The 19,266-nt window shown below is 70.1% G+C and carries 22 protein-coding genes; 11 read left to right on the forward strand and 11 right to left on the reverse strand.

The annotated features are described in order from the left end of the window. The first annotated feature begins 4 nt into the window (after nucleotides 1-4). Together QSK34_RS33070 and QSK34_RS33075 are read left to right on the forward strand one after the other, a co-directional pair. Entirely contained in the window at nucleotides 5-487 is a 483-nt protein-coding gene (locus QSK34_RS33070; protein WP_161483549.1) for a SigE family RNA polymerase sigma factor, read from the forward strand. Continuing rightward, nucleotides 474-1,451 (forward strand): TolB-like translocation protein, encoded by a 978-nt coding sequence (locus QSK34_RS33075; protein ID WP_285590049.1) that lies wholly within the window; start codon nucleotides 474-476, stop codon nucleotides 1,449-1,451. The genes QSK34_RS33070 and QSK34_RS33075 overlap by 14 nt, the downstream gene beginning before the upstream one ends. On the opposite strand, the gene QSK34_RS33080 is transcribed toward QSK34_RS33075, so the two are convergent. The 6 genes from QSK34_RS33080 to QSK34_RS33105 all read right to left on the reverse strand — a co-directional run bounded on the left by QSK34_RS33080 (nucleotide 1,448) and on the right by QSK34_RS33105 (nucleotide 6,689). Further along, on the reverse strand, nucleotides 1,448-2,095 hold the full coding sequence (locus QSK34_RS33080; protein ID WP_285590051.1) for an HAD family hydrolase: 648 nt from the start codon (nucleotides 2,093-2,095) through the stop codon (nucleotides 1,448-1,450). The two genes, QSK34_RS33075 and QSK34_RS33080, sit on opposite strands and share 4 nt — an antisense overlap. 61 nt (nucleotides 2,096-2,156) lie before the next feature. Continuing rightward, a complete protein-coding gene (locus tag QSK34_RS33085) occupies nucleotides 2,157-2,288 on the reverse strand; it encodes a hypothetical protein (protein ID WP_268903605.1) in 132 nt (43 codons plus the stop codon). Nucleotides 2,289-2,440: 152 nt separating this feature from the next. Continuing rightward, a complete protein-coding gene (locus tag QSK34_RS33090) occupies nucleotides 2,441-2,572 on the reverse strand; it encodes a hypothetical protein (protein ID WP_268903607.1) in 132 nt (43 codons plus the stop codon). Nucleotides 2,573-2,603: 31 nt separating this feature from the next. After that, nucleotides 2,604-4,763, reverse strand: coding sequence for a peptidase domain-containing ABC transporter (locus tag QSK34_RS33095; protein WP_285590057.1), 2,160 nt, complete (start codon nucleotides 4,761-4,763; stop codon nucleotides 2,604-2,606). Between the two features lie 89 nt (nucleotides 4,764-4,852). Continuing rightward, on the reverse strand, nucleotides 4,853-5,395 hold the full coding sequence (locus QSK34_RS33100) for a type 1 glutamine amidotransferase domain-containing protein (RefSeq protein ID WP_161483553.1): 543 nt from the start codon (nucleotides 5,393-5,395) through the stop codon (nucleotides 4,853-4,855). Between the two features lie 46 nt (nucleotides 5,396-5,441). After that, the gene (locus QSK34_RS33105; RefSeq protein WP_285590060.1) at nucleotides 5,442-6,689 is read right to left on the reverse strand and encodes an RICIN domain-containing protein; all 1,248 of its coding nucleotides are present in this window, start codon (nucleotides 6,687-6,689) and stop codon (nucleotides 5,442-5,444) included. 159 nt (nucleotides 6,690-6,848) lie between these two features. Here QSK34_RS33105 and QSK34_RS33110 point away from each other — a divergent pair, with 159 nt between their 5' ends. From QSK34_RS33110 to QSK34_RS33120, 3 genes are read left to right on the forward strand one after another with little or no spacing between them, the layout of a single operon-like run. Further along, nucleotides 6,849-8,063, forward strand: coding sequence for a cytochrome P450 (locus QSK34_RS33110; protein WP_285590062.1), 1,215 nt, complete (start codon nucleotides 6,849-6,851; stop codon nucleotides 8,061-8,063). Then, entirely contained in the window at nucleotides 8,060-8,644 is a 585-nt protein-coding gene (locus QSK34_RS33115) for a TetR/AcrR family transcriptional regulator (RefSeq protein WP_161483556.1), read from the forward strand. The genes QSK34_RS33110 and QSK34_RS33115 overlap by 4 nt, the downstream gene beginning before the upstream one ends. Beyond that, nucleotides 8,641-8,832 (forward strand): ferredoxin, encoded by a 192-nt coding sequence (locus QSK34_RS33120; protein ID WP_285590064.1) that lies wholly within the window; start codon nucleotides 8,641-8,643, stop codon nucleotides 8,830-8,832. Before QSK34_RS33115 ends, QSK34_RS33120 begins: the two co-directional genes overlap by 4 nt. Nucleotides 8,833-8,841: 9 nt before the next feature. Here the strand turns inward: QSK34_RS33120 and QSK34_RS33125 are convergent, their stop codons facing one another. Beyond that, on the reverse strand, nucleotides 8,842-10,608 hold the full coding sequence (locus QSK34_RS33125; protein ID WP_285590065.1) for a bifunctional metallophosphatase/5'-nucleotidase: 1,767 nt from the start codon (nucleotides 10,606-10,608) through the stop codon (nucleotides 8,842-8,844). A gap of 11 nt (nucleotides 10,609-10,619) precedes the next feature. After that, nucleotides 10,620-11,072, reverse strand: a complete 453-nt coding sequence (locus tag QSK34_RS33130; protein WP_285590066.1) for a MarR family winged helix-turn-helix transcriptional regulator — start codon at nucleotides 11,070-11,072, stop codon at nucleotides 10,620-10,622. Nucleotides 11,073-11,166: 94 nt separating this feature from the next. Here QSK34_RS33130 and QSK34_RS33135 point away from each other — a divergent pair, with 94 nt between their 5' ends. After that, nucleotides 11,167-12,003 (forward strand): SDR family oxidoreductase, encoded by an 837-nt coding sequence (locus QSK34_RS33135; protein WP_285590067.1) that lies wholly within the window; start codon nucleotides 11,167-11,169, stop codon nucleotides 12,001-12,003. On the opposite strand, the gene QSK34_RS33140 is transcribed toward QSK34_RS33135, so the two are convergent. Next, on the reverse strand, nucleotides 11,979-12,662 hold the full coding sequence (locus QSK34_RS33140) for a response regulator (protein WP_285590069.1): 684 nt from the start codon (nucleotides 12,660-12,662) through the stop codon (nucleotides 11,979-11,981). The two genes, QSK34_RS33135 and QSK34_RS33140, sit on opposite strands and share 25 nt — an antisense overlap. Then, entirely contained in the window at nucleotides 12,659-13,762 is a 1,104-nt protein-coding gene (locus QSK34_RS33145; protein ID WP_285590070.1) for a sensor histidine kinase, read from the reverse strand. Before QSK34_RS33145 ends, QSK34_RS33140 begins: the two co-directional genes overlap by 4 nt. Nucleotides 13,763-13,958: 196 nt before the next feature. Between QSK34_RS33145 and QSK34_RS33150 the strand changes: the two genes are divergently transcribed. From QSK34_RS33150 to QSK34_RS33160, 3 genes are all read left to right on the forward strand, one after another. Beyond that, on the forward strand, nucleotides 13,959-14,273 hold the full coding sequence (locus QSK34_RS33150; protein ID WP_285590071.1) for a DUF6223 family protein: 315 nt from the start codon (nucleotides 13,959-13,961) through the stop codon (nucleotides 14,271-14,273). 210 nt (nucleotides 14,274-14,483) lie between these two features. Beyond that, nucleotides 14,484-15,521, forward strand: coding sequence for a hypothetical protein (locus QSK34_RS33155; RefSeq protein WP_285590072.1), 1,038 nt, complete (start codon nucleotides 14,484-14,486; stop codon nucleotides 15,519-15,521). Between the two features lie 121 nt (nucleotides 15,522-15,642). Next, on the forward strand, nucleotides 15,643-16,218 hold the full coding sequence (locus QSK34_RS33160; RefSeq protein WP_285590075.1) for a dihydrofolate reductase family protein: 576 nt from the start codon (nucleotides 15,643-15,645) through the stop codon (nucleotides 16,216-16,218). On the opposite strand, the gene QSK34_RS33165 is transcribed toward QSK34_RS33160, so the two are convergent. Next, a complete protein-coding gene (locus QSK34_RS33165) occupies nucleotides 16,200-16,910 on the reverse strand; it encodes a helix-turn-helix domain-containing protein (protein WP_285590077.1) in 711 nt (236 codons plus the stop codon). The two genes, QSK34_RS33160 and QSK34_RS33165, sit on opposite strands and share 19 nt — an antisense overlap. Before the next feature lie 146 nt (nucleotides 16,911-17,056). On the opposite strand from QSK34_RS33165, the gene QSK34_RS33170 reads away from it, so the two are divergent. Together QSK34_RS33170 and QSK34_RS33175 are read left to right on the forward strand one after the other, a co-directional pair. After that, the gene (locus QSK34_RS33170) at nucleotides 17,057-17,773 is read left to right on the forward strand and encodes a group II truncated hemoglobin (RefSeq protein ID WP_285590080.1); all 717 of its coding nucleotides are present in this window, start codon (nucleotides 17,057-17,059) and stop codon (nucleotides 17,771-17,773) included. Nucleotides 17,774-17,912: 139 nt separating this feature from the next. After that, entirely contained in the window at nucleotides 17,913-19,073 is a 1,161-nt protein-coding gene (locus QSK34_RS33175; RefSeq protein WP_285590082.1) for a TerB family tellurite resistance protein, read from the forward strand. The last annotated feature ends 193 nt before the right edge of the window (nucleotides 19,074-19,266 follow it).

The following is a 19,266-nucleotide window of genomic DNA, read 5'->3' on the forward strand; positions in this document are numbered from 1 at the left end:
GGCGATGCATGACGCGGAGGGATTCCGGAAGTTCGTGGCCGTACGCGGCCGCGCGCTGTCGCGTGCCGCCTACCTGCTCACGGGCGACCACGCCAAGGCCGAGGACCTCATGCAGGAGACCCTGGCCAAGGCGGCGGCCAAGTGGCGGCGGATCTCGGCCGCCGACGACCCCGAGGCGTACCTGAAGACGATGATGATCAACCAGTTACGGACCTGGCACCGCCCCCGCCGCCTGGTCTTCTTCCCCACCTCCCAGCCCCCCGACACCGCCGCACCCCCGCCCGACACCGAGCTGAAGATCGTGCTCCGGCACGCCCTGACCACCCTCACCGCGAAACAGCGCATCGTCCTCTACCTGCGCTTCTACGAAGACCTGCCCGAGGCGCAGATCGCCGCCCGGCTCGGCTGCTCGATCGGCACGGTCAAACGGCACACGCACGACGCCCTGAAGCGGCTGAGAAAGGCAGGCATCCATGAACCCGCGTGAGGCCTACCGCGACCTCGCCGAGGACGCGCGCGACTACGGCGACCCCGACCGGGCCATCGACACCGCCGGACGCCGCCGGGCCGCTCGCTGGAGCGCCGTGGCCGTCGCGGCCGTGGTGATCGCCGTGTTCGCGTGGTTCCGCCCCCAGCCCGAGCCGGCGCCCGTCATCCACAAGCCGCCGCATGCGAGCGCGCGGGCCCATTCGCTCTACTCCGCCTGCCGCACCGGCTGCGCGACCATGTTGCGGCTGACCGACGGCCGCGACATCGAGATCGGGATCGACACGATCTACCCGCCCGGCAACTACACCATCTCGCCGGACGGCCGCTGGCTCGGCGTCCCCGACAAACGTGGCTACCTGCTGAGCGACCTGCTCGGCGGCCCCGACCTCCGGCTTCCCGCCGAACCGAGCGGCGTCTACGGCCCCTGGGTGTGGGCGGCCGACTCAAGCCGGATCATCCTGGCCAACCACCGGGACGGCGACGTCTTCCACTACCTCGACGTCGACCTGCGCACCGGCCAGGTGACCCGTCCGGTCGTGCCGGAGGGCAACGAGATCGTCGGCCTGACCAGCGGCGGCGACCTGATCCTCCAGCCGCCCCAGAAGGTCACCGACAAGCTCACCCTGACCGTCGGCGGGCGCCCGGTGGTCTTCCGCACCAAGACCGGCCCGCTCGCCGACGACGACCACGGACTTTCGATCCAGTCCCGGGGCGATCAGCTCTACCTGCTCGAATACGGTGAGGAGCCCGTCATCCAGATGTTCAGCCCCGATGGGCGGGCCGACGCCTACCTGCGCATCCCGGACGGCCGCTACGCGGTGGGCCCGACCGCGAACGGATACGTCGTGGTCGAGCCCGGCGACCGGACGCAGCGCCTCTACGAGATCGGCGGCGAGGAGAGACTCGTCGGCGAATATCCGCGCGATGCGGGCGTCGTCATCCCCGGCCTGGCCCGCCACTAGGCCAGCCGCGCCACCGTTTCGGGCGTGAGCTCGGCCAGGTCGGTCAGCACCAGCGCGGCCCCGGCCAGCGCGTCCTCATCGGGCGGGTAGGCCTCCTGCGGCACCGCGACCACGATCAGCCCGGCCGCCGCGGCCGACCGCAACCCGTTGCTGGAGTCCTCCACCGCGACACACCGGCCGGGCGTGACCCCGAGCCGCTCGACGACGGCCAGATAGACGTCGGGGGCGGGCTTGCCGCGCTTCATGGTCTCGGTGGAGATCGCCACCCGGACGTCCACGTCGAGCGCGGTCAGCACGGTGTCGATCAGCACGGCGGGGGAGGAGCTGGCCACCCCGACCGGCCACTGGTCGGCGACGGCGCGCATGGTCGCCGCGGCGTGCGGGAGCAGGGGAAGGTGCTGGCGGTAGCGCTCGGCCATGCGCTCGATCACCGTCGCCGCGGTCTCGTCCGGGGAGAGCCAGACGCCGAGCTCGCCGGTCAGGTAGTCGGCCCACTCGGGGGTGCTCATGCCCATCAGGCGCTTCTGGGTGTCCGGCATCCAGGTGCCGCCGAACTCGGCGACGACGCCCCGCCGCACCTCTTCCCAGACGGGCTCGGAGTCGATGACGACTCCGTCGAGGTCGAAAACGACTGCTTCGATCATGCGTACAGCCTGACATGGAGAAGGGGGCCGCCCCGAAGGACGGCCCCCTTCCACCCCCTGGTTACGGCAGGGCGTCGATCACGGCGTCGCGCCAGTCGTAGTTCATCCAGTCGTAGTTCGCCCACATGCCGCCGGTGACGTCGGCGAGCTCGGTGTCGGCGAGCTCCTGGGCGGTGCTCTCGAAGTTGTTCATGACAACCCCCTCTTTCGTTCCGTGAACCTTGCGATCCCAAGGTCGCAGGGGACACTTGGCGATCACTTGTGCACGAATCAGAACGATTTCCCAGCCGAATACAAGTCGGGGCCGTCCCCCGCAAGAGGACGGCCCCGCGCTTCACCCCGTGGTTACGGCAGCGCCTCGATCACCGCGTCGCGCCAGTCGTAGTTCGCCCAGTCGTAGTTCCAGGGCAGACCGCCGGTGACGTCGGCGAGCTCGGTCTCGGTGAGCTCGCTCGCGGTGTTCTCGAAGTTGTTCATGACAACCCCCTTCGTTCGTGAACCTTGCGAATCAAGAGTCGCAGGGGGCACTTGGCGGGATCTTGGCGCTGATTGGTGTGTTCTCTTGGTGCGCCACCAAGCGCGCATAATGGCCGCCGAGTCTCAGCAGCTCGTCGTGGGTGCCCTGCTCGACGACCCGGCCGTCGTCGATGACGGCGATCAGGTCGGCGTCGCGGACCGTGCTGAGCCGGTGGGCGATCACGATGCGGGTCTGGGTGAGGGCGGCGAGGTTGCGCTCGATGGCGGCCTCGGTGACGGTGTCGAGGTGGCTGGTGGCCTCGTCGAACAGCAGCACCTTCGGCCGTCCGAGCACCGCCCTGGCCAGGGCCAGCCGTTGCCGCTGCCCGCCCGACAGGCCCATGCCCTCCGACAGGTTGGTCTCGTAGCCCATGGGCATCGCCATGATCTCGTCGTGTACGCAGGCCGTCTTCGCCGCCCGCACGATCTCCTGCGGCGTGGCCCCCGGCCGGCCCAGGGCGATGTTCTCCCTGATGGTGCCGGTGAACAGGTGGGCCTCCTGGGTGACCACCCCGAAGTGGCGCCGCAGGGAGGAGCGCTGGAGGGCCTCCATCCGGACCGAGTCGTAGCTGACGGTGCCGAAGGTGGGTTCGTACAGGCCGACCATGATGCGCGCGAGGGTGCTCTTGCCGGAGCCGCTCCCGCCGACCAGGGCGATCTTCTGGCCGCGTCCGATGGTCAGCGAGACCTTCCACAGGATCCACGGCCCGTTCGGGGCGTGCCGGAAGGACACGTCGCGCAACTCGATCTGCCCGCGCAGGTGGCCGACCTGGACCTCGCCGTAGGGCTCGGGGGTGAACTCCAGGATGTCGGCCAGCCGTTCGAGGTGGGTGCCCGCCTCCTGGAGGATGCGGACCGTGCCCACCAGCGACAGGATCGGCGTCAGGGCCGCGCCCGCCAGCGCGACCAGCGTCAGCGTCTGGCCGAGGGGCCGGCCCCCCAGCACCTCCCAGCCGCCGGTCCAGAGCAGCGCCGCCGGGGCGGCCAGCCGCATGCTGTCGAGGACCGAGGTGACCAGGTTCTCCATCCGCCCCTGCCGCGCGTCGGCCTTCAACTGGTCGAGGAACAGCTGCGACCAGCGGCTCAGCGCGGCGTCCTCGATGGCCCCGGCCTTGAGGATCTCCACCCCCTTGATGGCCTCCATGAGCTGCCCCTGCGTCTGGACCTGCGCCGACAGCGCCGCCAGGTTCAGGTCGGCCCGCCGCCGCCGGGTGAGGAGCAGCAGCACGGCCTGGACCGCCGCCAGCGCGAGCAGGCAGAGCCCCAGCGGCACCGACCACAACAACACGATCGTCACGTAGCCGATCGCGAGCGGCCCGTCGAGCAGCGCCGTCGTGATCGGCCCGGAGATGAGCTGCCGCAACCGGCTCACGCTGGCGCTGCGCTGGGCCAGATCCCCGGAGCCCCGGGTGGCGAAGTAGCGGTAGGGCAGCCGGAACAGGTGTCCGACCACCTCCGAGGTCAGCAGCCGGTCGGCCCGCAGCCGCAGCTTGAGCACGGTCGCCGCGCGCAGGTAGGTCAGCCCGAGGTGGACGACGCCCGCTGCCGCCAGTGCCAGGCCCAGGGAGACCAGCAGCGAGGAGTCCTGTGTGGGGAGCACCCGGTCGACCAGGATGCCCGAGAACGTCTGCACCCCGAGCCCGAGGACCTGCAGCAGCAGCGACGCCAGGAGGATGCGCGCGATGAGGCCCTTCTGCAGCGCGGTCCTCGCGAGCGGGCCGACCCACGTCCGCCTGGTCCGTTTCCGGCGCTGGAACGTCTCGCCCGGCGTGAAGGTGAGCAGCACCCCCGAGTAGCCCTCGGCGAACTCCTCCCTGGTCAGCCTGCGGCGGCCGACCGCCGGGTCGACGACGTCGACGTGGCGGGCGGTCTGCCGTTCGACGACCACGAAGTGGTTGCGCCGCCAGTGGGCGACCGCCGGGAGGGGCGCGTCGGTGACGGTCTCGGCCTTGTATGCGGTCGCGGTGAGCCCGTAGCCGCGCGCCGCCTTGACGATCGCCAGTGCCGAGAGGCCGTCGCGGCCGACCCCGCACTGCTCGGACACCTCGCGGACCCCGGTGTGGCGGCCGTGGTGGCTCAGCACCATGGCCAGGCAGGCGGCCCCGCATTCGGCCAGGCCCGACTGGAGGCGGACCGGTACTCTCACGTTCACTCACGGGATCGTGACAGCGCCGACTTGGACCTCACTTGCCCATGATTTGAGGACCCGGCGTTTCCGCCGGGTCCTCAGGGATGGATCGGTCAGGCGAAGGCGTCGAGCGTGGCCTCGCAGAAGGCCTTCAGGTCATCCGGCATGCGGCTGGTGACCAGGGTCGACGGGCCTTCGGTGCAGACCACGACCTCCTTGTCCTGCCAGGTCGCCCCGGCGTTGCGCAGGTCGGTCTGGAGGCTCGGCCACGAGGTCATGGTGCGGCCCCGGACGACGTCGGCCTCGATCAACGTCCACGGCGCGTGGCAGATCGCCGCGACCGGCTTGCCCATGTCGAAGAACTCGCGCACGAACCTGACCGCCTTCGGATTCATCCGCAGGAAGTCGGGGTTGGCGACCCCGCCGGGCAGCACCAGTCCGTCGAAGTCGGCCGCCTGGGCCTGGCCGACGGTGGCGTCGATCGGGAACTTGTCTCCCTTGTCGAGGTGGTCGAACGCCTGGATCTCCCCTTCCTTCGTGGAGATCAGCTTGGGCGTCCCACCGGCGTCCTTGATCGCCTTCCAGGGTTCGGTGAGCTCCACCTGCTCGACGCCCGCCGGTGCGGCGAGGAAGGCTATGGTCTTGCCTTCGAGCATGTCAGTCTCCCCTCTGAGCGGTGCGGACTCTTCCCCTGCCCAGTCTTTACGCGGCCAACCGGAACGATTGGGCCGCCGTGCCGTTGCAGGTGTACTGGACCAGCTGCACCGAGTTGGCCGTCGAGGCGGCCGGGACGTCCAGGCACTTGCCGCTGTTCCGGTTCACGAAGTGGTAGTAGCCGTCGCCCTCGGCGACCGGGAGCCACTGCTGGTTGTTGCCGCCGCCGTAGGTCCACGTCTGGATGGGGGCGTTGTCGGCCACCGACACGTTGGTCACGTCGAGGGCCTGGACGGGGTTGCCCTGGCCGGAGATCCGGTAGTAGCCGCCGCTGGTCGGGGTGAACTGGTAGCGCTGGGCGGCGGTGCCGTTGCAGGTGTACTGCTGGATCGCGGTGCCGTTGACCGTGCCGGCCGCGCGGGCGTCGACGCACTTGGCGCTGTTCTCGTTCACGACCGTGTACCAGGTCGTGGGGGAGATCGGCCCGGTGGGCGGCGGCGTGGTGCCGTCCTCACCGGCCAGCCAGCGGATGCCCTGGATGAGCCACTGGTTCTGCTGGGCGCTGGCGAAGGTCGAGGAGGTGCGGGTGTTGGTGGAGTAGTTCATGCCGTTGTGGCCGAAGTTGGTGTAGAGCATCTTGTACTTCGTGTTCGTCCACATGATCGGGTAGAACCCGCTGCGCCACTGCTGGTTCGGGTCGGTGCCGACCGGGAAGCTGCCGGCGTCGATCGAGGCCAGGATGCTGATGTCGGGGTTCTGGCGCAGGTCACGGCTCCACGAGTACCACTCGCTGACCGACGACTGGATCGTGGCGGGCAGCCCCGCGGTCGACGGGTGGTTGCGGTTCTCGATCTTCAACGTCTCGGCCGTCGGGCCCCAGGTGTTGGTGGCGAACGCTCCCGACCCGAGGAAGGTGTTGTAGTACCAGCTCCAGGAGTTGGGGTCGGTGGTGAAGGCGCTGACGTGGAAGCCCAGCCACGCCCCGCCGTTGTTCATGTAGTTCTGGAACGCCTGGCGCTGACTCGCCGGCGGGGCGTCGTCGAGGAACATGACGACCTTGTACTGGGAGATCGTCGATGAGCTGAGCCGTGACCAGTCGGTCGTCGCCTCCCAGGTGAACCCGTTCTGGGCCGCGGCCGACGGGAACCACTCCTTGGCGTCCTTGGTGAAGTCGATGTGGGCGGCGTCCCACGTGCCGTTGTAGAAGGCGAGCACCTTGAACGGGGCGGCCTGCGCGGGCGGGCTGAGCACGGCGATCAGTACGAGGCCGAATAAGGAGGCGAAGAGACGTTTCACGGGATACCTGCCTTGAACCGTGGGGGGTGGCCGCCGGCGCCGCGGGCCATTTTTCTTAAGAAAGTTTCCTAACAAATGACCGCAGCTGTCAATGATCTGGAAAATTGCACGTCATGCATGAATGCGTAATGTGCAACTTGACCGGGTAGGTCATGCGGCATGACATCCGCAGCACAGACTCCGACGGAACTGCGCCGCCTGCTGCCCCCCGAGCTGGTGGAGCGCGGCGCCTGCCCGTTCGACCCGCCCGCCGGGTTGACCGGGCGGCGCGGCCAGGGCCCGGTCCAGCGGCTCGAACTGGTCAACGGCGCCGAGGCGTGGCTGGTCACCGGCATCGAGGAGGCCCGCGCGGTGCTGGCCGACACCCGCTTCAGCTCCGACCGGGTCCGCCACCCCGACGCCGCCACCGGCGCCGAGCCGCGGCAGGTGGAGGCCCGCGACGACGGCATGTTCGTGTTCATGGACCCGCCCGAGCACACCCGGCTCCGCAAGCTGCTGACCGGCCAGTTCACCGTCCGGCGGATGCGCGCCCTGGAGGAGCACATCCGGGAGATCGCGGTCGGCCACATCGAGGCGATGAAGGCGGCCGGCACCGAGGCCGACCTGGTGCCCGCCTACGCGCTGCCGATCCCGTCGCTGGTCATCTGCGAGCTGCTCGGCGTCGACTACGGCGAGCGCGACCGGTTCCAGCGCAACACCGCCGTCGCGCTCAACTCCGCCGCCTCCCCCGACGAGCGGGCGCGGGCGGGGCTGGAGCTCTACACGTACATCGGGGAGCTGGTCGCGGCGAAGCGGGCCGCGCCCGGCGACGACATGGTGTCGGGGCTGCTCAACCTCCCCGACCGCCAGCTCGTCGACGTCGCGCTGGTGCTGCTCGGCGCGGGCCACGAGACCACCGCCAACATGCTCGCGCTGGGCACGTTCGCGCTGCTGGAGCACCCCGGTGAGCTGGCCCGGCTACGGGAGGACCCGGCGCTGCTCGACACCGCGATCGAGGAGCTGCTGCGGTTCCTGTCGATCATCCAGATGGGGGTCAGCCGGGTCGCGACCGAGGACCTGGCGATAGGCGAGGTGACCGTCCCGGCCGGCGCCACCGTGATCATCGCCACGCCCGAGGCCAACCGCGACCCGGCCCACTGGGACGACCCCGACCGCCTCGACCTCGGCCGCCCGCGCGTCTCCCACCTGGCCTTCGGCCACGGCATCCACCAGTGCCTCGGCCAGCAGCTCGCGCGGGTCGAGATGAAGGTGGGCCTCGGCGAGCTGATCACGAGGCTGCCGGACCTGCGCCTGGCCGTACCGGCCGAGCAGGTGCCGCTGCGTGAGGAGATGCTCGTCTTCGGCGTGCACTCGCTGCCGGTGACCTGGTCATGACCGCGGTCGGCCGGCGGGAGCGCAAGAAGCTGGCGACCAGGGCCGCCCTGCGGGAGGCGGCCCTGCGGCTGGCGCTGCGCCACGGCGTGGAACACGTGACCGTGGAGCAGATCGCCGCCGAGACCGACATCGCGGTGCGCACCTTCTTCAACTACTTCTCCAGCAAGGAGGAGGCGATGGTCGCGGCCGTGGCCGCCGAGGCCGACGCGCTGATCGGCGAGTTCCGCGACCGCCCCCGCGAGGAGCCCGTCTTACACGCCCTGCGGGAGGCGGTCGCCCGCGTGATCGCCGGCAGCGACGCCGACGCGCTGCGGCTGATCGTCCGGGCCCCGTCGCTGCTGCCGCAGCGCCTGGCCGTCTACGCCACTCGGGAGAAGGCCCTGGCCGAGGCCATCGCCGACCGGCTCGGGCTCTCGCCCGACGACCTCTATCCGGCGGTGTGCGCGGCCACGGCGCTGACGGCCATGCGGGTGGTTCTGGAGAGGTGGCTCGACCGGCCCGCCGACCACGCCGCCCTACGTGAACAGACCGAAGAGGTCATCGGCCTGCTGGCCGCCGGCCTGGAAAGGAGACTGCCGTGATCGTCACCGTGGACGTGGAGCGGTGCTGCTCGTCGGGGCAGTGCGTGCTGATCGCCCCCGAGGTGTTCGACCAGAACGACGACGACGGCACCGTGCTGCTCCTCCAGCCCGAACCGGCGGAAGAGCTGCACGCTGCCGTCGAGGACGCCGCCGACCACTGCCCGTGCTCGGCGATCAGCCTGTCCTAGAAGACCGGCCTAGAACACGGGCACGCCCGCGCGCACCAGCCTCCAGTTGACGTCGGCGAACGCGGCCGGGTCGATCGTGCCCGACGCCGTCGCCGCGTCGATCAGCGCCTGGCGGATCTCGACCTGCCCGTTGTAGACCACGGGGGCCGTGGTGACGTGCGGGAAGCCGCCGCCGCCCGACTGACGGTAGTTGTTGATCGCCACCACGAACTGCTGGTCGGGGGTGACCGGGCGGCCGTCATGGCTCAGGCCGACGATGCGCGACCCGACCGGCTGCGAGATGTCGACGTCGTAGTCGACGCCCGCGAGCTGGTCGTAGTTGTAGTCGGGCGTGCCGCCGGCGTTGGTCAGCGTGCCCAGGTCGATCGGCGCTCCGGGAGCGACCTGCGCGAAGTACTTGGCGGAGTACTCCAGGAAGTCCTTCACCTGGGCGCCGGTCATCCTGATGCCGAGCAGGGTGTTGTCGTAGACGTACAGGCCCGCCATGTCGCGCACGCTCACCGGCCCGGCGGGGAACACCGCGCTCCGGCTGAACGGCGCCGCGATCGACAACACGGGCAGCGCCGCGTCGGGCGTGCCCGCGATGGCCTGGGTGACGACGTCGGTCTGGACCTTCTGGATGTAGTCGAGGATCGGGGTGTCCTTGTAGGGGGACTCCACCGCCGCCAGTTGCTCCTTCGACTGCGCGACGACCTGGTTGACGTAGCCGACCGTCGTGTCGTGCTGTTCCTTCATCAGCTCGACGATCTTCGGGTCCTCGGGGACCGTGTTGGCGTTCAGCGTGGTCGAGGCCTTCGCGGTGACCTCCCACGCTCTCCGCTTCTTGGTGAGGGTGAAGTCGACGACCGACAGACGCTGCCCCCAGCGCCCCGGCTCGGTCAGCAGCACCTGCTCGCCGGTGACCTTGTTGGTGACGAAGCGCTGCGGCACGTCGTTGTGGGCGTGCCCGAACAGGACGGCGTCGATGCCCGGCACCTGCTCGGCGACCATCGCCGAGGCGTTCTCGACCGGAAGCTCCGTGCCGTAGGACGACAGCCCGTTGTCACCGGCGTGGGCCGTGACGAGCACGACGTCGGCCCCCTTGCCGCGCATGATCGGCACATACTTCCTGGCCGTCTCGACCAGGTCGAGGAACCTCAACTTGCCCTCGACGTTGGCCTTGTCCCAGATGGCGCTGCCCGGGTTGGTCAGCCCGAGCACACCGACCTTGATCGGGCTCTCCACGCCCCGGACCTTCATCGTCTTGATGATGTAGGGCTCGTAGGCGGGCTTGCCGTCCTTCGCCGAGACGGCGTTGGCGGCCAGCACCGGCGCTTTCATCTGCTTGACCCACCTGGCCAGCAGGGGGATGCCGTAGTTGAACTCGTGGTTGCCGAGGGTCACCGCGTCGTACCCGATGGCGTTCATGGCCTTGGCGATCGGGTGGGTCTCACGGGTTTCGGTGATCGGTTCCACTTTGGCGTAGTAGTAGGCCAAGGGCGTGCCCTGGATGGTGTCGCCGGAGTCGAAGAGCAGGGTCCGGTCCTTGCCCCGGTCCGCGCGGATCTGGTTGACCAGGGTGGAGATCTTGGCCAGGCCGACGTCGTTGTGGGCGCTGTCGTCGTATTCGGCGTTCTTGAAGTAGTCCCAGTTGAGGGCGTTTCCGTGGATGTCGGAACTCGCCATGACCGTGACCTTGACCTCGAGATCACGGTCGGCGTTCGCCGGGACGGCGGGTGCGAGGGCCACGGCGGCGAGGGTGATCGCGCCGAGGGCCCGTGCTGTTAAGGAGGACATGGCACGGGACGCTACCGGACGCCCGTCTGGCGTTCGGCGACGAGCTGGAAGACCCGCTTGAACTCCGCGTACGCCTCCTCGCCGACGGCGCGCGCGTGCTCGGCCTCCATCTCGACGAGGACGGCGTCCGACTTCTCCATGTGGTCGAGGCCCAGCTCGGTGGGCACGACCAGCTTGGCCCGGCGGTCGGCCGGGTCGGGGCGGCGTTCGACGTACCCCAGAGCCACCAGTTCGTCGACCAGGGTGCCGATCACCTGCTTGTGCTGGCCCGACTGCGCGGCCAGGTCGGAGGCGCGGCTGCCCTCGGCGTCGAGGTAGGCCAGCACGGCGCCGTGCCGCGGCCTGACCTCTGCATGGCCCATCGTGGACAGGCGGGTGAACAGCTCCTTCTGCAGGCCGAACAGCGTGCGGCCGGCCAGGATCCCGAGGTCGGGCCGCTCCCGCTTGCGCTCACTCCGTCGCACCGCAGGCCTCCAATTTAGTCACTAATTTTGACCGTCACTATTTCTTACTATATTGTCGGGGACGACATCCGCAGGGACACAGGGGGAGATCGCGATGACCATTCTGATCACCGGAGCCACCGGCACCGTCTCCAAGGAGGTGCTGAACTCGCTTCAGGGCATCGATGACCTGCGCGTTCTGGTGCGCGACCGAGACAGGGCGCCCGCCGGCGTCGAGGTGGCGGTCGGCGACCTGCACCACCCCGAGACGCTCGAACCGGCCTTCAAGGGCGTCGACAAGGTGTGGCTGCTCACCGCCATGGGAGCCGACGCCACCCATGCGAGCAGCAACGCGGTGTGGGCGGCCCGGCAGGCGGGGGTTCGCCACGTCGTCCGCATGTCGGCCATCGGCGCGGGACACGACGCCCCGACCCGCAACGGCCGGCTGCACGCCCTGTCGGACCTCGAACTCGCGGCCTCCGGCCTCGGCTGGACGGTCGTCCGCCCGGCGTACTTCATGCAGAACATTCTCGGCTCGGTCAACGGCGGCACCTTCTACGGGGCGCCGGGGGAGGGCCGGGTCGGCATGATCGACGTGCGCGACATCGCCGATTTCGCCGCCACGGTCCTGCGCGACCCGGCTCCGCACCACGGGCAGACCTACACCCTCACCGGGCCGGAGTCGCTCCGGCTGCGCGACGTGACCGGCACGCTCGCCGAGGTGTCCGGCGGCCCGCTCGACTACCGGCCGGTCCGCCCCGACGACGCCTACCCGGTGCTGCTGGACGCCGGGATGAAGGAGTGGGACGCGGCCGTCACCACCGAATACCTCAAGGCCTACGACGCGGGCTGGGGCGACTTCACCACGCCCACGTTCACCGCCGTGACCGGACGGCCGGGCCGCACCTTCGCCGAGTTCGCCCGCGACTACGCCGACCGGATCGGCGGCTGAGGCCCGCGCGGGGCGACCAGCCCCGACTCGTAGGCGAGGATCACGAGCTGGGCGCGGTCGCGGGCGCGCAGCTTGGTCATGGCCCGGTTGACGTGGGTCTTGGCGGTCATCGGGCTGATCGCCATGCGTTCGGCGATCTGGTCGTTCGACAGGCCCCGCGCGACCAGCACGACCGCCTCGCGTTCCCGGTTGGTCAGCTCCGCCAGCGCGTCGGACCCGCCGGCCGGGAGCGGCTGGGTGACGTAGTTGTCGATCAGCTTTCTGGTGATCGAAGGGGCCAGCAGCGCGTCACCCCGGGCGGCCACCCGCACGGCGTGCAGGAAGTCCTCCGGCACGATGTCCTTGACGAGGAACCCGGCCGCCCCGGCGCGCAGGGCGGCGAAGACGTGCTCGTCGAAGCCGTAGTTGGTCAGGATCACGACGTGCACCCCCGCCAGGGCGGGGTCGGCGGCGATGCGCCGCGTCGCCTCGATACCGTCCAGGACCGGCATCTGAATGTCGATCAGCACGATGTCGGGCACGAACTCCCTGGTCAGCGCGAGCCCGGCCAGCCCGTCACCGGCCTCGCCGACGACCTCGATGTCGTCTTCCAGGTCGAGCAGCGCCCGGAACCCGCCGCGCAGCAGCGGCTGGTCGTCGACCAGCAGCACCCGGATCACGACGTCTCGTCCACGGGCAGCTCGGCCTCGACGGTGAAACCCCCGCCGCCCCGCGGTTCCGCGCGCAGCCGCCCGCCGAGCGCGGTCACCCGCTCGCGCATGCCGAGCAGCCCGACCCCGTGCACCGGCGCGGCGCCGGGCGTCGCCCGGCCGTCGTCGTCGACCTGGATGACCAGGGCCCCGGGCCGGTAGTCGATGCGCACCGACGCGGTCGCCGCGGCGGCGTGCCGGGCGACGTTGGTCAGCGACTCCTGGACGATCCGGTAGGCCGTCCGCCCCACCGCCGCCGGCACGTCGGCCCGCCGCCCCTCGATCGTGAGCCGTGCGTCCAGGCCCGTCGTGCGTGCGCGTTCCACCAGTTCCGGCACGTCGTCGAGCCCGCGCGGCGGACTCTTCCCGTCGTCGCGCAGCGCCTCCAGCGTCGCGCGCAGTTCCCGCGCCGCCTCACGACCGGCGTCCCGGATCACCAGCAGCGCCTCGGGCACCGGCTCCCCGCGTTTGCGCGCGACGTGCACGGCCACCTCGGCCTGGAGCTTGATGACCGAGATCTGGTGGGTGAGCGAGTCGTGCAACTCCCGCGCGATGTGCAGCCGCTCCTGGTCGGCCCGCCGCCGCGCCGTCTCCTCCCGGGTGCGTTCCGCCTCGTCGGCCCGCCGCTCGGCCTGCCGCAACGCCTCACCCGCGGCTCCCGCCGCGACCAGCCAGGCCAGTTCGAGCGCGCCCCGCGCCTGGGCGAAGGCCTCGCCCGTGTCGTGGAGCCCCGAGGCCAGGGCCGCGAGGGGGAGCGCGGCCAGCATCAGCACACTGGCGACCACGGTGACGACGCGGTGCCCGGCCCGGACGGCGGCGTACACGGCGAACAGGAAGGCGACGGCCGGGACGTCGAAACCCGCCGCCTGGTAGCCGACCGCGCACACCCCCGTGGCGACCAGCACGGCGACGGGCGCGCGGCGGCGTGCGACCAGCGCGAGCCCGCCCGCCACCAGCGGGACGTAGCCGACACCGGCCGCGTCCTGCTCCGGCAACCCGGTGACGAGCAGCGCCGTCGCGACGCAGACGGCGATCGCCCCGTCGACGACCGCGGCCCGCCGTGTGTCCATGGGCGCACCCTAACCCGGTCGCCGCCGGTGGCGACTCCTGCGGGCGGATGACCGGGGACTACGGCGTCCGCGGTATTCGCACCGGTTTCCCAGGCGTCGGCGGCAGGGCGGGTGGCCTGCGGGGGGCGGACGACAGGAGGTGGTTTCCACGGACATGATCCGGCACATCCAGTTCGTCGTCGGAGGAGCGTGTCACATGTCAGTCCCGATCATGGTCGCCGAGGTCGCGCCGGTCTACGGCCTCACCAGCGGGCGCGTGGTGTCGTTGGTCGCGGCGCTCGTGGCATTGGCCGGAGTGGGATTCGGCGGAATGGCCCTCTTCCGCTTCGTCCGGCGGCGGGCGGTCATCGCACTGGCGGCCGGGGCGGTGGGGGTCGTCGGCGGCGGGTGGGTCGTCGCCGTCGCCGAGGGCGGGCCCGGCACCGGAGCGGGCATCGTCGGCGGGCTGGTGGCGCTCGTGCTGGGGCTGGTCGCGCTGGCCCTGGGCGGGATGGCGCTGAAGCAGTCATGACCCTTCGTGTCATCACCGGGCTCCTGCTGATCCTGCTGCTGACCCGGAGCCTCATCGCCCACGGCGTCGGCGTCGGCGGCGGGGTCGGCCCTCGGTGCTGACCACGATCTACGGCATGGGGTTCATCACGGTCCTGGCCGCGCTCACCCTGGTCACCCGGCGGCGGTGAGGGCGTGCCAACTTCCTCACCCGGCGGCGCGTCTCACCTTTATGGGCATTCTCCTTCGTGTCACCGCCGCGGCCGTCGCCGTGTTCGTCGCCGCGGAACCGGCGGCCGCCGCGGCGCCGGCCGACCAGTGGTGGAAGGTGATCCGCCAGGACCGCCGTGACACCTACGACGCTGTGACGGTCACGCCGGGCGGAGCCGTCTGGGTGGCCGGGACGCGGAACGGCACCGAGTCGCTCCTGCTGAAGGGCCGCTCGACGTTCAAACGGGTCACCGGGCCCGGCTTCCGGGTGAAGCGGCTGGCCTCGGCGTCCGACACCAGGGTGTGGGCGTTCGGCACGTCGAAGTACGCCCGGTGGAACGGCAAGCGCTGGCAGGTCAAGCCGTGGACCCACGGCCGGGTGGACCGGGCGTACTCCATCGGCGCGAACCTGTGGGTCGTCGAGAACGCCAACACCTTCCCCGCAGCCGGCGCGGCCGGATGGAAGGCCCGGTCCACGCTGCGCCGCCTGACCGGATCGACGTGGCGCAAGGTCCCGACGCCCATCGTCGTCAAGGGCCTCGACGGCAAGTGGGCGGCGGGCTCGGCGCGCGGCAAGGCGGCCCTGGCCCGCTGGACCGGCACGGCCTGGCGCGCGGTGGCGCTCCCGGCGATCCCGGCCGCCCACCCGGGGCAGATCTCGGAGCTGACGGACGTGGCCGTCGACGGCGAGACCGCCAGGGTGATGGCCGTGGGGTGGGTCGCCTGGCCGTGCGGCGGGTCCTCCTACTGCGGTGAGACCCTGCTGCTGACCGGATACCTGGGCGGGTTCCAGTACGAGGTGCACGCCGGACCCGGCGTCCAGCCGCGTGCCCAGGCGGAACCCGACGGCCGAGGCGGGGCCTGGATCGTCTACCCCGCCAAGGGCGGCGGCAGCGCCTACCTGCACATCGGCACCGAGAGCGTGGAGCCGGGCGCCTTCCCCGCGCCGTCGAAGCAGGTGGTGCGTGACCTCGCGATCCAGGTGGAGAGCCGCTCGATCTGGGCGGTCGGTACGGCGCCTTCCGGCCACGACGGAGTGATCTGGGCGAACGCCCGCTGAGCGGTTTTCGGGCCGTCGTTTCCGTACAAGACGGCCCTTGCGGGATCTTCTAACATGGGCGAGGCCTTAACCCGTTGGTCCATGCGGCGGCCCCGTCGCCCGGCAATGAGGAGCACAGCACATGCGTGAGTTGGTCTACACCGGGTTCGTCTCGCTCGACGGCGTTCTCGACTCCCCGGGCGGACCGGCCGAAGGGCACCGCAACGGCGGCTGGGTGGTCAAGGACATCGAGTTCGTCCCCGAGGCGTTCTCGCTCAAGGGCGAGGAGCTCGCCGACACGACGGCGCTGATGTTCGGCCGCAACAGCTACGAGGCGTTCGCGCCGGTCTGGCCCGGCTCCGACGACCACGCCTCCTACAAGGAGCTGCCCAAGTACGTGGTCTCCTCCACACTCTCCGACGACGCCCTCGTCGGCGACTGGGGTCAGATCACCATCCTGCGCTCGACCGAAGACGTCGCCGAGCTCAAGAAGGGCGAAGGCGGCGCGATCTTCATCCACGGAAGCGCCGAACTCGCCCGCCGCCTGTCCGAGGCCGGCCTGATCGACCGCTACAACCTGCTCGTCTTCCCGGTGCTGCTCGGTGCCGGCAAGAGCCTGTTCAGCCGGGCCGACAACGACAAGCGCACCCTCAAGCTGCGCACCGCCGAGCCCTACTCGAACGGCGTCGTCAAGATGATCTACGACGTGGTCGGCTGATCGAGATCCAGCGCGATCGCTCCACCGCCCCCCTCGCGCAGCTGCCGCGCCGTCCGCCCGACATATCGCCGCAGCGCCCGCGCGAGGTGCGGCTCGTCGAAGTAGTCGAGCTTGGCGACGACCTCGGCGGCCGTGGTGTCGGCGGCCAATAACGCCGCGGCCGTGCGAACCCGCTCGATCTGCCGCACGGCACCCTGGGTGAACCCGGTCGCCGCCCGGAACCGCCGTTCGACCGTGCGCCCCGACACGTCCGGCCGGCCACCTCGGAGAACCTCGGCCACGAGCGGGTCACGGACGATCGCTCCGGCGCGCACCAGCCGCTCGACGAGAGCCTCGGCGTCGTCGGGACCCGGGGTCTCCCAGCGGAGACCGTCCCACTGAAAGCTTCTGTGCGTGACGTCGGGGAGTTCGAGACCACGGTCGAGGAGCTCGGGCGTGGGCACGGCCCGCAACGAGGTGCCCACGGCGAACTGGATGCCGACGAACGTCGCGCCTTCGGGGACGGGGGCGGTGCCTGTTCTCGTTTCCGGGCCGGTGACGCTCACGTACGCGGCGCCTTCGCGCTGCCAGAACACCAGGCCCCAGCAGGGGGTGGCCACCGAGGTCATCTCGGTGACGTGTTCGCTGGTGCAGGTCCAGACGGAGTCGACCCATGGGGAGTCGGACGGGCGAGTCTCGAACCGCAGTGCCACTCGAGAAGGATAGGCACAGATCGTCGTACACCCAATCGAATTGCCTGCTCGACGCCTGGTCGGGGTCTTCGGGTTGATCTGGGTCTCGACCGGATGATTACATGATTACGGAGGCAATCGTGATCGTTGAGTACGTTCGGTATCGAGTGCCAGACCCGGAGGGATTCGAGGCCGCCTACCGTCGCGCCGCCGTACCCCTCGGAGCGGCGCCGGAGTGTCTGGACTTCGAGTTGTCACGCCGCGTCGACGAGCCGGAGTGTTTCATCCTGCGCATCGAATGGACCTCGGCGCGGGATCACCTGGAGGGTTTCCGGCACAGCGAGCGCTTCCGGGAGTTCTTCGCCGAGATCAGGCCATATGTGGCCGACATCGAGGAGATGCGCCACTACGAGCAGGTGATCACCAAGACCGAACCCACGCTGTACGACTGGGCGGGCGGAAGCGAGGCCTTCGAACGGCTCACCGAGGTCTTCTACGGCAACGTGATCAGAGATGACCTGCTCGCACCGATCTTCGCCCACATGGACGCGGAACATCCGAGGTTCGTGGCGATGTGGCTGAGCGAGGTCTTCGGCGGCCCCGACCGCTACACGCGCGAGCGCGGTGGTTACCCGCACATGCTGGCCCAGCACCTGGGCAAGCACATCAAGGAGGCGCAGCGCCGCCGGTGGGTGAGCCTGCTGATGGACGCCGCGGACGAGGTCGGCCTGCCGGGCGACCCCGAGTTCCGGGCCGCGTTCGCGAGTTACATCGAGTGGGGCACCCGCCTGGCCGTGGAGAACTCCGCACCGGGCGCGACACCGCCGGCCAAGGCGCCGGTGCCGCGCTGGGGGTGGGGGGTCGCGCCGCCGTACACGCCCTGAGTTTTCCTGGTCGAAAAACGTCAGCACGCGTTTATCTGATATGCCGGTGCGCAATTCCGGTTTTTTGTTCGTCCCTTTCGGAAAAACGGCGCCTTGTCGGTACTTACCGATAACCTTCCGCCAAAAGACGTTCAAAGGGATGGCGATGGACCCTCGTAAAGTTGGGTTTGGGCAGCTGAAGAACGTCGCCGACGCGGCTGGACGGATACTCGCCGACAGCACGAGCGCCGCGAGGAAGCTTGTCGCGGATGCCGCGGGCGAGGCCGAGGAGAAAATGCGGCAGTCCGCCGAGCACGTCAGGGCGAAGGCCGCAGAAGTCAAGGACAACCTGTCGGCGCGTTCGTCCCCCGACGACACCGATTCCGCTGACCTGTCCGCTCTCAGTGCCGACGCGAAGTTGCTCTATTGCCGGGTGCTGGTGAGCCTGGCACAGGCCGACGGCGTCCTCGATCCTCGCGAGATCGCCAATCTGTACTTGTTCGCATCGACGATCGGCCTCGACGGGGAAGCACGGTCGAAGCTGCGCGGTGAGATGACCGGCGCGCGACACGATGCCACGGTGGAACTGGCCGGGGAGTTGCACGACCTCCTTGAGCCGGATCGGCGTGAGCCGGTGTTCGCGGTGCTGATACGCGATCTGGTGCGCATCTCGCGTGCTGACGGGCATGCCGCGGACGTCGAGCGGGAGCAGATCGTGCTGGTCGCGAGACTCGTGTTCGCCGAGTCGGCTGAGGAGGTCGTCCAGACGACCGAACGAATCGTGGTCGCCGAAGAGGACTTCGCCTCCGGCAAAATCACGACCAGCCAGCTTGAGACCACCACCAAGGACATCGCCGCCAAGGCGGCCGCGTTCGGCGTCCCGATCGCCGCGATCAGTCTTGCCGGAAGTGTCTCCGGCCTCAGCGGAGCGGGAATCACCTCGGGTCTGGCGGCCCTGGGGTTCGGCGGCCTGCTGGGCCTGAGCGCGATGGTCACCGGCATCGGCACCGTGGTGCTTCTCGGGATCGCCGTCCATCAGGGCGCCCGCTACGTGATGGCCTCCGGCGAGCGTGACCGGGAGCACCGACGCGAGCAGCTGATCCAGGGAGTCCTCAAGAATCACCAGGAGGCGATGGCCGAGCTCGCCGAAGACATCGCGGGGCTCGCCCGTCAGATGGAGACCCACCTGACCCAGACCACAAGGAACGAAGAGCGACTCGTCACCCTGCGGGCCAAGCTGGCCGCCTTCCGGTCGGCCCTGGCGGATCTGCGGACCAGCCATGAGGCATTCGAACGGCGGGGGCCGCTTCATGCCGAGTGACCAGCAGCCGGCTGGCTCGACGCAACGCCAGTGATCTCCATACCGGACGACGGTGAGCCGCCGTCAGGCATGCAGGCCGCCACCGAGATCATCTTGAGCTTCTGACCTCCGAGCTCTGGCCGGGCGGGTCCGGCGGCTGGAGGGGGTCCTGACCGAGTCCAGTCACCCGGTCTATGGTCAGGCGACCCCAGAG

It is taken from the genome of Herbidospora sp. NBRC 101105 (genome assembly GCF_030269205.1).
In the GTDB taxonomy this organism is placed as follows: domain Bacteria; phylum Actinomycetota; class Actinomycetes; order Streptosporangiales; family Streptosporangiaceae; genus Herbidospora; species Herbidospora solisilvae.

Excerpts from the sequence above, each read along its gene's own strand:
- QSK34_RS33070 (WP_161483549.1), top strand. The coding sequence starts at position 5 with ATGCATGACGCGGAGGGATTCCGGAAGTTCGTGGCCGTACGCGGCCGC.
- QSK34_RS33075 (WP_285590049.1), top strand. The coding sequence starts at position 474 with ATGAACCCGCGTGAGGCCTACCGCGACCTCGCCGAGGACGCGCGCGAC.
- QSK34_RS33080 (WP_285590051.1), bottom strand. The coding sequence starts at position 2,095 with ATGATCGAAGCAGTCGTTTTCGACCTCGACGGAGTCGTCATCGACTCC.
- QSK34_RS33085 (WP_268903605.1), bottom strand. The coding sequence starts at position 2,288 with ATGAACAACTTCGAGAGCACCGCCCAGGAGCTCGCCGACACCGAGCTC.
- QSK34_RS33090 (WP_268903607.1), bottom strand. The coding sequence starts at position 2,572 with ATGAACAACTTCGAGAACACCGCGAGCGAGCTCACCGAGACCGAGCTC.
- QSK34_RS33100 (WP_161483553.1), bottom strand. The coding sequence starts at position 5,395 with ATGCTCGAAGGCAAGACCATAGCCTTCCTCGCCGCACCGGCGGGCGTC.
- QSK34_RS33110 (WP_285590062.1), top strand. The coding sequence starts at position 6,849 with ATGACATCCGCAGCACAGACTCCGACGGAACTGCGCCGCCTGCTGCCC.
- QSK34_RS33115 (WP_161483556.1), top strand. The coding sequence starts at position 8,060 with ATGACCGCGGTCGGCCGGCGGGAGCGCAAGAAGCTGGCGACCAGGGCC.
- QSK34_RS33125 (WP_285590065.1), bottom strand. The coding sequence starts at position 10,608 with ATGTCCTCCTTAACAGCACGGGCCCTCGGCGCGATCACCCTCGCCGCC.
- QSK34_RS33135 (WP_285590067.1), top strand. The coding sequence starts at position 11,167 with ATGACCATTCTGATCACCGGAGCCACCGGCACCGTCTCCAAGGAGGTG.
- QSK34_RS33145 (WP_285590070.1), bottom strand. The coding sequence starts at position 13,762 with ATGGACACACGGCGGGCCGCGGTCGTCGACGGGGCGATCGCCGTCTGC.
- QSK34_RS33150 (WP_285590071.1), top strand. The coding sequence starts at position 13,959 with ATGTCAGTCCCGATCATGGTCGCCGAGGTCGCGCCGGTCTACGGCCTC.
- QSK34_RS33155 (WP_285590072.1), top strand. The coding sequence starts at position 14,484 with ATGGGCATTCTCCTTCGTGTCACCGCCGCGGCCGTCGCCGTGTTCGTC.
- QSK34_RS33160 (WP_285590075.1), top strand. The coding sequence starts at position 15,643 with ATGCGTGAGTTGGTCTACACCGGGTTCGTCTCGCTCGACGGCGTTCTC.
- QSK34_RS33175 (WP_285590082.1), top strand. The coding sequence starts at position 17,913 with ATGGCGATGGACCCTCGTAAAGTTGGGTTTGGGCAGCTGAAGAACGTC.